This is a genomic window from Bacillus sp. 22475 (assembly GCF_052044835.1).
In the GTDB taxonomy this organism is placed as follows: Bacteria; Bacillota; Bacilli; order Bacillales; family Bacillaceae_G; genus Bacillus_A; species Bacillus_A cereus.
In genome coordinates, this window is the sequence record NZ_JBQENW010000061.1 from 1 (window position 1) to 10,442 (window position 10,442).

Below are 10,442 nucleotides of genomic sequence, written 5' to 3' on the forward strand. Positions count from 1 at the left end.
GCCACACATCCATCAACTTAAGGATTTAGACTATTTTTGAAGTTAAAAGCACGTTACTATTTTCTTATGTTAATGAGAAAGGGTGACGTGTTTTTTATGAATATGAATCAAAAACAAGAATTATCTTTATTCGCTGAAGAGTTATATCGATATATGTCTCCCGCTACACTTAATCAATTAGCCATAGAAGCAGGCGGAATGAAACGAAAACGTAAGTGCCACGGGCACCATTTCTTATCTTTGTGTGTATGGCTAAATCAACAAGTCGCTACTACCTCTCTTACTCAACTATGTAGTCAATTAGAAACTTCAACAGGAGTTTTATTAAGTCCGGAAGGACTTAATCGGCGATTTAACTCTGCTTCTGTAGCCTTCTTTCGAACTGTATTTACTACACTTCTACAAGCTAAAATTGGAGGCGTATCTAAGATTTCTCATTCTCTTTCTTCCTACTTTGAGCGCATTCGCATCCTTGATTCTACAACCTTTCAGGTTCCAGATCGATTCGCATCTACCTATCCTGGTGCCGGAGGATGTAGTCATAAAGCTGGTGTGAAAATTCAACTAGAGTATGACTTGTTGAGTGGGGAATTTTCTGATGTGAAAATTGAACCAGGAAAACGAAGTGATCAGGCGTATGGTGCGACTCGAACAGGCATGATACAAAAGAATGAGCTGTATATTCGTGACTTAGGATATTTTCATCTACAAGACTTTAAGTCTATTCAAGACAAGCAGGGGTATTATTTATCTCGTCTTAAGTTACCAACTAAAATATATAGAAAAGAGTTCGAAACAGTGGTATTTAAAACAAAACCCTCTCAATTGAAACCAGTATATATACAAATTCATTTGGAAGACATTATGAAACAACTACAACCTGGCCAAGTGTATGAATTACACGATGTATATGTAGGGAGTAAGGACAAATTGCCTACTCGTATTGTAGTTTATAGGTGTACCGAGGAGCAAAAACAGAAACGCCTACGTGACCGAGCTATTCGTGAAAAGAAAAAAGGAATTACATATACAGAGCGTACAAAGCTTTTACAAGGTATTACGGTATATATGACAAACATTCCTACGGAATGGGTACCAAAAGAGAAAATCTATGATTTATATTCATTACGTTGGCAAATTGAGCTGTTATTTAAAATATGGAAATCTTGGTTTCAAATTCATCGTTGTAAATCTATTAAACAAGAGCGATTAGAATGTCATCTTTATGGGCAACTCATTAGTATTCTATTATGTTCTTCTACTATGTTTAAAATGCGAGAACTCCTATTACGTAAGAAACAGAAAGAGCTAAGTGAATATAAAGCGATGTACATAATTAAGGATTATTTTTCACTTTTTTACCAAGCATTACACAAAAACACCCAAGAATTATCAAAGGTTCTCCTTCGTCTGTTTAACCTCCTACAGCACAACGGACGAAAATCTCATCGATACGAGAAAAAGACAGTCTTTGATATTTTGGGTGTTGTTTATGAGTATACCACTTCTACTCATCAGGTAGCATAGTAAAAAATTGAAACCCGTCAGGGTTTATTTGATATGCCCGCTTTTATAAAATCTACAAAAGATAATAAAAAACTATATGGAAAGACCGCATTTTGTTTAAAAATATACCTTAAGTTGATGGATGTGGGGTACAGCCACATCACCATCAAGCTAACAGAACAAAATACACCCTAAAATAAAAAACGCCATCCTTTCCTAAGATTCTACAGAAAGAATAGCGTATTTTTTCTTTTTATGGATACACTTTTTAGCTCGATAGCGATGGGGTATTACCTCAAATATAATTATTTTATTTACATGTTTCTTTTAAATTTGTTTCAAATCTTTTCATAGGTTGGTATACAAGAACGTGTAGTGATAAACCTATCACTGCAGTAATGTTTAAAATAATACTTATAATCATTAAAGACCCTTCTATAACTGGAGAAAAGTATCCATTCGTACTTAACGTAGAAGAACTTATACCAAGTAGTAAAATCACTACTAGTAAAGGTAAGTTTTTAACCAATTTGAATCCCCCTTTAAATGTAATATCTTTATATCATTATATCACACACTAGTTTATATAATTAATATAAGATAGTTATCTATGGGCAATTTCACATTTTTTTGTTACCAGTTAGCACGAAATTTTGTTCTGGGGTACTATAAAATTTCCGCTTGATGGCGATGTGGTTCTATCCCATCGCTATCAAGCTAAGAAATTCATTGTACACCCAAACGAAAAAAGATGAAAAAATAATAAAAAGCTTATCATTATGAACGTGGTTCAAGTCGGAGGAAGGCCCCTTAGGGTGTCTTTTTTTGTACATAATAAAAGCCTCACCATCCTATGAAAACGGTAATTCCTTTAAAACAAATAATAATTGTAAATATGTTAATTTTACATTACATTAAAGTTAGAGAAAACTCTTTAACTAATACAGTGCTAAATAGTAGGTGAAAAAATGGAATTTAACGATTTGGGTATTACCATTAAAGAACTTAGAATTAACAAAAATATATCACAATCCGAATTATGTCATGGAATATGTTCACAAAGTCAAATTAGCAAGATCGAAAAAGGTGTGATTTATCCATCTAGCATATTGTTATATCAATTATCTGAAAGACTTGGTATTGATCCAAATAATATATTTGCACTAACTCAAAACAAAAAAATTAAATATGTAGAAAATGTAAAATATGTAATAAAAGATTGCTTAAAACAAAAACAATATAAAGAACTTTATGAAATAGTAAAAAAGGAGAAAAACTTAAATAACTTTCAAACAAATGAAGAGAAACAATTTCTAATATGGCATGAAGCAATTGCTATATTTGAGGTAAATAGATCAACCAAAACTGCTTTAACTCTTTTAAATCATGCATTAAAACTAACTTTAACCAATTCTGATTTTTTATCAGAAAGAGAAATAGATATTATGCATACAATGGCTATATTTCATGGAGAAAATAAAGAATATGAAAAAAGTATTACTATATTAAGAAGATGTTTATCTAATTTTAATAAGTTAAATTTTCCTAGAGATAAAGAAATTAAACTAAAAATCATTTTAAATTTAGCAAAATCTTTGGCCTTCACATATCAACATGAAGAGGCAATAAAATACATTGATAAGGGCATCAAATTAGCAATTAATCTAAATACTTTATACCTATTAGGTGAACTATTCTATTTAAAAGGTCTGTTTTTATTAAAGATTAAACAACACAATGTAGAAGATGTTGTTTATAACTGGAAAAAAGCATTATTTATATTTGAACTAACAGAAAAAGAATATTATACAAAACTGATACCAGATAAACTTATTGAAATACAAAATAAAAAACACTCATAATTTCGTAAAAACTACTTAAAAAGCCCACAGGAAAAGTTCCCGTAGGCTTTACATTTATAAACATATTATTATTTTTTATAAAACCGCATCTCCAATTATTAGATAACTATCTAATCCATTGGTAATGCGGTTCACTTAGGCCATTAATGTTTCAGCTATCTTCTTTATTTGAAAATTACATCTACCATACTAATTTAATATTATATTCCTGAAGCCAACCATTAACTTGAAGTAAATAATCTATTATACCTCGGGCATCATTACCTGAAATTACTTCGTCTTTTCCTTCTGCAATAGCACGAACTCTTTCTACATTAATTAATGGCAAAATAGGTGATTCAGGATTGTTCAACACATGTAACATCCAATCACTAATACCTTGTAGATAAGAGGCATCCTTTGTGCTTGGATATGCACTTTTTTTGCGATAACGTACATCTTCTGGAAGTACATTTTCAAAAGCTCGACGTAAAATACCTTTTTCAATATTGTCTATGCTTTTCATTTCGAATGGGACATTCCATAAGTATTCTACAAGCCGGTAATCGCAAAATGGAACTCGTACTTCAAAGCCATTCATCATACTTGTGCGATCTTTTCGTTCTAACATAAATGGCAAGAAACGAGTAATAAACATGTAAGACATTTGACGTTGCTTCATTTGCAGATCACTTTCACCTTCTAAAAAGGGAACCTCAGCAACCGCATCTTCAAATTTTTGTTTTTGATATTTTTCAGGGCTAATCTTCGCTTTAAAATCCTCTGATAAAATTTCTGTACTATACCATAAATTAACACTCCAAGGGAATATCTCTGCATCTAGAAACTTCTCTTGATGAAACCATGGATATCCTGAGAATACTTCATCTGCGGATTCGCCTGAAAGTGCAACTGTTGCGTCTTTCTTCATTTCCTTAAATAGCAAATAAAGAGACGTTTCTAGTTCTCCAACTCCAGGTAGATCACGCGCTCGCATTGGAGTTAATAAATACTCTATTAAACTATCTGATCCTAACTCTATAGAATGATGCTTTGTTCCTACATATTCAGCCACACGTTTCACCCAAGGTTCATCACGATCAAAACGAAGGAAGTCTTGCTCAAAGTCCTTTTCATCATTGATGAAATTCAGGGAATATGTATGAAGGCGTTCCCCTTTATTCCCAAATTCATTTCCTGCTAAACCTGTTAAACCACTGGAATCTAAACCTCCGGAAAGCATAGATACCACTGGTTTATCAGCAATTAACTGACGTTTAACCGTATCTTGTAAAATGGAGCGGATTGTCTCGACTGTTGTATCAATATCATCTACATGTTTTTTACTTTCAAGTTTCCAATATTGTGTCGTATTCGAACCATTAGAGGTAAACGTCATATAATGGCCAGCACGCACTTCATGTATATCCTTGAAAATAGCGTGACCAGGAGTACGTGTTGGTCCAAGACAGAAAATTTCAGAAAGTCCCTCTTTATCTACCTCTGCATCTACAAGTGGATGTGAAAGTAAAACTTTTAACTCTGAACCAAAGAGAACTGCACTTCCCCTTTGAGCAAAAAATAAAGGCTTCACACCTAGATGATCACGACCAAGCATCAATTTCCCAAATCTTTCATCCCAAATACCAAAAGCAAAAATCCCATTTAAGTGTTGAACACAATCTTCTTGCCATTCTAAGTAAGCATGTAGTAATACCTCTGTATCCGACTTGGTCTGAAATTTATGACCTTTCTCCTCAAGTTCTTTACGTAATTCTTGATAGTTATAAATTTCTCCATTGAACGTAAGGCCAATTGTATCATTTCCATCTTTATAGAGCATAGGTTGAAGGCCACCTTCAGGATCAATGACGATGAGACGTCGATGACCTAATGCCGCTCGTTTTGAAAACCAATGCCCCTCTGCATCAGGCCCGCGGTGAATGATAGCATCTGTCATTTTTTTTAACGTTTCTTGTTCATTAGACAGGTCTTTAGACCAGTCTATCCACCCTGCAATTCCACACATAGTGTCTACCTTCTCTCAAATAGTATAGAAACCGACTAAAATCAAATATCAGTCGGTTTTCCGTAAAAAAATCCGACTAAAAACATCTTTTAGTCATGTTTATATAATAAAATGAATTGAATAAAAAATCAAATAATTCAATCAAGAAAGAAATCATTGTCCCCTTTCACTTGAATTCTCATCGTCCGATTAAAAAATTATTACCTTAAACTTTCATTTTCATCCTAAGTGATACAGTTGCATTCTATTATAGTTATATACTAGAAATAAGAATGGTGTATGCTATTCTATAAGAAGAAAATAGAGGACTTTCTATTAGGATTTACAAAATTACAAATGAACTAATACAGAATGTAAAGACAGAAAACTTCGCTAAATATTTCAAGGATAGGGTGTAGACAATGATCAAATTAGAAAAAGAAAATAAAAAGATGAAAATCATTCAATCTGCCACAATACTGTTCTCTACGCGTGGTGTCCGTAACACAACGGTTGATGAAATTGCAAAGACAGCTAAAGTTGGTAAAGGTACTATATATTATTACTATACAGATAAAACTGAAATATTATGTGACTGCTATATGCGTCATATTCAGCTTAAACGCTCACAATTATTTAATTTATATAAAGAAGAAAAAGATGTTTTACTTCGAATACAAAAAATTCTTCATTATATCAGCCTAGAATATCATCAAGATCCATTTGTTTCTACACTCTTTCGAGAATATAAAGAGTACCATTCACCTGAAATTACAACTTGTTTTAAACAATCTGAAGAAGAAGCAATTAACATGATAAGTAATTTGCTCGAAAAAGGTTATCAGCAAGGAGCTTTGCATAAGGTACCATTACCGCTTACAGCTTTTATGTTAGTACGAATGATTTTTAACTACGAACAGGATTATATAAAAGATGATAAAAGTGATACAGAATTTCTGCAGTTGCTAAAGCATATGCTTCTTAAAAACTAGTTTTAACAACAAAAAAATAATTGTGGTACAAATATATGAAGAAGAACGTGAATAATGAATAGTTTAATAAGCTCTTTTCATTCTGGACAAACATACGAAATATCCAACGCTTATGTAGAAATGAATGAAAAAATCATATAAATTTTTCTAAAATTAGAAAGCCTATACTTAAATTTACAATAAAATAGCCCAGCAAAAAGAGCGTGTTTTCATCTATCTAAACACGCTCTTACAAATATTTAAACCCTATATGAATTGCTTATTCCATTCTAATTTTCTTTTAACTCATACATATCTTTTTATATTCGATTATCATGCCAGAAGTTTATTGGAAAATGATTATTCTCATCATAAGCTTCAAATTCATACCCTTTTTCTTTTAATCCTTTTATAATTGCTGGAACTGCCGCGACAGATTGTGGATGAATATCGTGCATTAAAACAATTTCTTTTGAAGACGTCGCACCTGCTAAGACATTTTGAACAATTTTTGCAGCTGCTACATCAACAGGTAATTTATTGTATTTCCAATCTAAAGAATCAATTGTCCAATCCCATACTTTTAATCTATTTCCGACCACTTCATTTCGAAGTGATTCATTTAATCCAGGCATTGATCCATATGGTGGACGTGTTAATTTTGGTATGTTTCCAATAACATTTCTAATTAAAGATTGATCTTCTTTCATTTCCTTCACATATTCCTGATTGGTGTATAACTTTTTAAAATCATGTGTCATACTATGCATGCCCACATAATGGTTTTCTACATGCTCTCGTTTCACCAAATCTGGGAACCTTTTCACATTATCGCCAATTAAAAAGAATGTTGCTTTCACATCATTTTTCTTTAATACATCTAATAGATTAGCTGTATATTTTCCTGGTCCATCATCAAAAGTTAAATATGCAACTTTTCTTTCTTTACCATCAAAACGATTAGGTATCGATTTTTTCAATTCATTTTTAGGTAGACTGCTCACTTGTTGAACACTATTTGCCTCTTCCGCATTTACCAGCTTAGGATTCGTAATAGATTGAAACATGTAATACCCTATTGCTACTAAAGTAATAGCCAACAATACACTTATAATTCTCTTTTTCTTACGCTTAATTTTCATATTATAATCTTCTTTCTATCAAATCATTCCACTTTATGTCGTTTAGTTTTATTATCCTATTAGTTTATTAAGTTTTTTAACTTAACCAATCTCAATTTTGGACTAATCATTTTAATAATCTATATAGGTGAAAATTAGTGCCCTGCACTAGCGTTCATGGCATTTCCTATAATAGTTAGAACAACTGGAAATAATACTGGTCCTAAGGTAAGGACAATGTTTAAAAGTATAATAAAACTATATAGTAAGCTGTAATTTTTACTATTACGGTTTTCCAATACTAGTATGACTAATGTTATTATAGTAATTAAATGTAGTAATAAAATTATCAACCAATAATACATCATTATAGTAAGATTCCACTTTCCTAATAGTTGGTATGTTACCCCTATTATTATCCCTAATATAGTAGCATTAAAGGAAATAAACAAAGTTCTTTTTAGTATTTTAGGAAATGTTTTGTGATCCACAGTTTTATTATATAAACCTATTAAAATGCCCAAAGATAGATATGCCAGTAATAGCCCTACCCAATTCCAGATCCAATCTTGATCCCCCATTAAATTAAACAAAAGCGAAAGAATCCCTCCTACTGAAAGAATTGAGGAGATCATAATACTATTTAAAGCTGATTTCATACTATTTTCACTTCCTTAAAAATTTTACAATACAGCATTGAAGTCTACTCTTAAGTTGTCCTTTACTTATTAGAATCCTTTTCATTAAAAATCTTGTATGGAAATCACATCATACAACCCGGTCATCATACCTATTAGCATATACGGAGAATGGGTAGGCCCAGCAAAAATTACATGTACATGATCCCATACCATAATTTTCAAACTAAACGAAACTCCACCAAATCCTACTCCACATTGTAGATATACAAATAGAGGATGCGATCCATCAACTTTTATTTGTATATCAATTTTTTAGACGAGTAGCAACTACTGCATTACCTTAAAATACATGCTTTGATTTTTCATCGTTAATAAAATAGCACATTTGATTCTTATTAACTTATGTTCCTCCTTCTTCTACTGCTTTACTATAACCAGCTGTATATTCAAAAATAGTAGCCCCTTTGTTTCTAAGTAAATCTTTTTCCCACTTTTTCGCAGCTGCTGCCATATGTACATATGATGTTTTAAAATTAATCATAATTTATTATAATTAAGTATATATTAACAATATATTAAGTATAAGTAAATAAAATTAATAATAATTTAATTCTATTTACTTATTTAAAGGGGATTACATATATGAACGATATTAATGTTGGTCACAAAATTAGGGCATTTAGAAAAGGGGCCGGATTAACCAGTAAGCGTTTAGCAGAGTTAGCTGATATAACACCTTCCATGTTAAGTCAGATTGAAAAAGGAATCACAAATCCTTCATTACAAACACTAAAATTAATTTCTGTAGCATTAAATATTCCATTGTTTAATTTTTTCTTAGAGGATACTAGTACAGAAGAATTAGTTGTAAGAGCTAACCAAAGGAAAAAAATAACTTTTCCTGAAAGCGGCAATGTTTCGTATGAGCTATTATCTCCTAATTTAGATGGATCACTAGAATTGGCTCTAATGAATCTGTTACCTCAAACTGCTTCATCTATGGAGCCTGTGGCACATAAAGGGGAAGAAATAGCATTTATTATGGAAGGACAAGTGAAACTATATCTAAATGATGAGGTTTTACTTCTCAATACAGGTGATAGTGTTAAAATCCCACCTTATGCAAAGCATAAATGGGAAAACACTTCTTTAAACAAAGTCACTGTTATATTTGGAGTAACTCCACCATCTTTTTAATTTCAAATACTAGCGAAGAAAAGTTAGAGAAAATAATTCTCTAACTTTTCTTGTATACATAACTTTATTTTAAGAAAGTTAAAAACTTGTCTCTCAATTATATGTGATTAAAACTAGTGAAATAGATTTTTTTAATTATATACTTAATTTATTTTTTAATGTCCAATATTTTTCTCCATTAGCTTCAAAAGAGAATTCTACCCATCCATTCGGATCTTCACGATAAATAAAGATGGTTGTTCCAGGAGTTACTGTACCAACTTCATTCTCCTCGACAGCTACATCTGGTCTACTTTTAATTTTTAAATTAAATGGATAAGGTACCTGATAGTAAGTAGCTGACGATACAACATTTGAGCTTGAACCGTCTGCATACATTTTATATGGAATTTCATTAGATAACGCGTCGACATCTAATGTTTCAGGATTCTTTGGTAATTTTTTTGCATATGTATAGTCTTCTACATGGAACGGTTTAATACGTTCCATAATACCCGCAATTTTCTTAGCCCAGCCTTTATCTGATGCATATTTCACATTCATGCCAGTTAATGTTGGGCCGTTATAATACATACCACTTTCTTCTAAATATCTTTCTCGTACATAATTAGCGTTATAAGCAATGCTATCGCCGTAGCTTGGTAAATATTTCGCATATTTAAACGGATCTCCATCATATGCACGTAGACCGAATAGATTATGTTTTTGATATGCGATTTCTGATTTTCCGTATCCAGATTCTAAAATCGCATGCGCTGCTAAATAATGAGCACTCACGCCATATTGATTTTGCGCATTGATAAAATCTTGCCCATGTCCCACTAAAGGACTATCCGAATGATATTTCGCAATAAAACTATCAATCTCTTGAGCTGTAATTTTCGAAGCCACTGTTAAATTTAAATCTTCATATGAAGTAGCAGTAATACTCTCTTTTTCATCGTTTAAATTTTGTTGTAACATATCTGTTTTTGCAGTAAGTTGAGCAGCTTCAGCACGTGTTATAAATCTATTTGGTTGCCAACCGTTCTCGGTACCATTAGAGATTTTTAAATCTATTAAAATATTGGCATATTTTTCTCCCCAATGCCCTTTTAAATCTTCAAATTTAACCTGCTCGTTATGATTTGGTGTGCTTTGTAGTTTATATGCATTTA

General features: G+C 31.8%; 10 protein-coding genes. 4 read left to right on the forward strand and 6 right to left on the reverse strand.

The annotated features are described in order from the left end of the window. Positions 1 to 96 precede the first annotated feature (96 nt). Positions 97 to 1,527, forward strand: a complete 1,431-nt coding sequence (locus ACTJJY_RS31280; protein ID WP_440607037.1) for an IS4 family transposase — start codon at positions 97 to 99, stop codon at positions 1,525 to 1,527. Between the two features lie 289 nt (positions 1,528 to 1,816). On the opposite strand, the gene ACTJJY_RS31285 is transcribed toward ACTJJY_RS31280, so the two are convergent. Further along, positions 1,817 to 2,035, reverse strand: a complete 219-nt coding sequence (locus tag ACTJJY_RS31285) for a hypothetical protein (RefSeq protein WP_440607394.1) — start codon at positions 2,033 to 2,035, stop codon at positions 1,817 to 1,819. A gap of 439 nt (positions 2,036 to 2,474) precedes the next feature. Here ACTJJY_RS31285 and ACTJJY_RS31290 point away from each other — a divergent pair, with 439 nt between their 5' ends. After that, positions 2,475 to 3,368 (forward strand): helix-turn-helix domain-containing protein, encoded by an 894-nt coding sequence (locus ACTJJY_RS31290; protein WP_440607395.1) that lies wholly within the window; start codon positions 2,475 to 2,477, stop codon positions 3,366 to 3,368. Positions 3,369 to 3,549: 181 nt separating this feature from the next. On the opposite strand, the gene asnB is transcribed toward ACTJJY_RS31290, so the two are convergent. Continuing rightward, positions 3,550 to 5,376, reverse strand: a complete 1,827-nt coding sequence (gene asnB / locus ACTJJY_RS31295; RefSeq protein ID WP_440607396.1) for an asparagine synthase (glutamine-hydrolyzing) — start codon at positions 5,374 to 5,376, stop codon at positions 3,550 to 3,552. A gap of 401 nt (positions 5,377 to 5,777) precedes the next feature. On the opposite strand from asnB, the gene ACTJJY_RS31300 reads away from it, so the two are divergent. Further along, positions 5,778 to 6,347: a TetR/AcrR family transcriptional regulator gene (locus ACTJJY_RS31300; RefSeq protein ID WP_088021260.1), complete on the forward strand. Its 570-nt coding sequence runs from the start codon at positions 5,778 to 5,780 to the stop codon at positions 6,345 to 6,347. A gap of 299 nt (positions 6,348 to 6,646) precedes the next feature. On the opposite strand, the gene ACTJJY_RS31305 is transcribed toward ACTJJY_RS31300, so the two are convergent. The 3 genes from ACTJJY_RS31305 to ACTJJY_RS31315 all read right to left on the reverse strand — a co-directional run bounded on the left by ACTJJY_RS31305 (position 6,647) and on the right by ACTJJY_RS31315 (position 8,629). Beyond that, a complete protein-coding gene (locus ACTJJY_RS31305) occupies positions 6,647 to 7,468 on the reverse strand; it encodes a peptidoglycan-N-acetylglucosamine deacetylase (protein ID WP_440607397.1) in 822 nt (273 codons plus the stop codon). A gap of 134 nt (positions 7,469 to 7,602) precedes the next feature. After that, on the reverse strand, positions 7,603 to 8,106 hold the full coding sequence (locus ACTJJY_RS31310; protein WP_440607398.1) for a DUF3902 family protein: 504 nt from the start codon (positions 8,104 to 8,106) through the stop codon (positions 7,603 to 7,605). Between the two features lie 382 nt (positions 8,107 to 8,488). Next, on the reverse strand, positions 8,489 to 8,629 hold the full coding sequence (locus ACTJJY_RS31315; RefSeq protein ID WP_097962049.1) for a serine dehydratase: 141 nt from the start codon (positions 8,627 to 8,629) through the stop codon (positions 8,489 to 8,491). A gap of 101 nt (positions 8,630 to 8,730) precedes the next feature. Between ACTJJY_RS31315 and ACTJJY_RS31320 the strand changes: the two genes are divergently transcribed. Then, entirely contained in the window at positions 8,731 to 9,285 is a 555-nt protein-coding gene (locus ACTJJY_RS31320) for a helix-turn-helix domain-containing protein (protein ID WP_223618782.1), read from the forward strand. 135 nt (positions 9,286 to 9,420) lie between these two features. Here ACTJJY_RS31320 and ACTJJY_RS31325 read toward each other — a convergent pair. Then, positions 9,421 to 10,442 (reverse strand): glucosaminidase domain-containing protein (locus tag ACTJJY_RS31325; protein ID WP_440607399.1); only part of this gene is annotated, 1,022 nt, incomplete at its 5' end.

What these genes read in the sequence shown, in the direction of transcription:
- ACTJJY_RS31300 (WP_088021260.1), top strand. Translation starts at nt 5,778, where the DNA reads ATGATCAAATTAGAAAAAGAAAATAAAAAGATGAAAATCATTCAATCT.
- ACTJJY_RS31315 (WP_097962049.1), bottom strand. Translation starts at nt 8,629, where the DNA reads ATGATTAATTTTAAAACATCATATGTACATATGGCAGCAGCTGCGAAA.
- ACTJJY_RS31305 (WP_440607397.1), bottom strand. Translation starts at nt 7,468, where the DNA reads ATGAAAATTAAGCGTAAGAAAAAGAGAATTATAAGTGTATTGTTGGCT.
- ACTJJY_RS31310 (WP_440607398.1), bottom strand. Translation starts at nt 8,106, where the DNA reads ATGAAATCAGCTTTAAATAGTATTATGATCTCCTCAATTCTTTCAGTA.
- asnB (WP_440607396.1), bottom strand. Translation starts at nt 5,376, where the DNA reads ATGTGTGGAATTGCAGGGTGGATAGACTGGTCTAAAGACCTGTCTAAT.
- ACTJJY_RS31280 (WP_440607037.1), top strand. Translation starts at nt 97, where the DNA reads ATGAATATGAATCAAAAACAAGAATTATCTTTATTCGCTGAAGAGTTA.
- ACTJJY_RS31290 (WP_440607395.1), top strand. Translation starts at nt 2,475, where the DNA reads ATGGAATTTAACGATTTGGGTATTACCATTAAAGAACTTAGAATTAAC.
- ACTJJY_RS31320 (WP_223618782.1), top strand. Translation starts at nt 8,731, where the DNA reads ATGAACGATATTAATGTTGGTCACAAAATTAGGGCATTTAGAAAAGGG.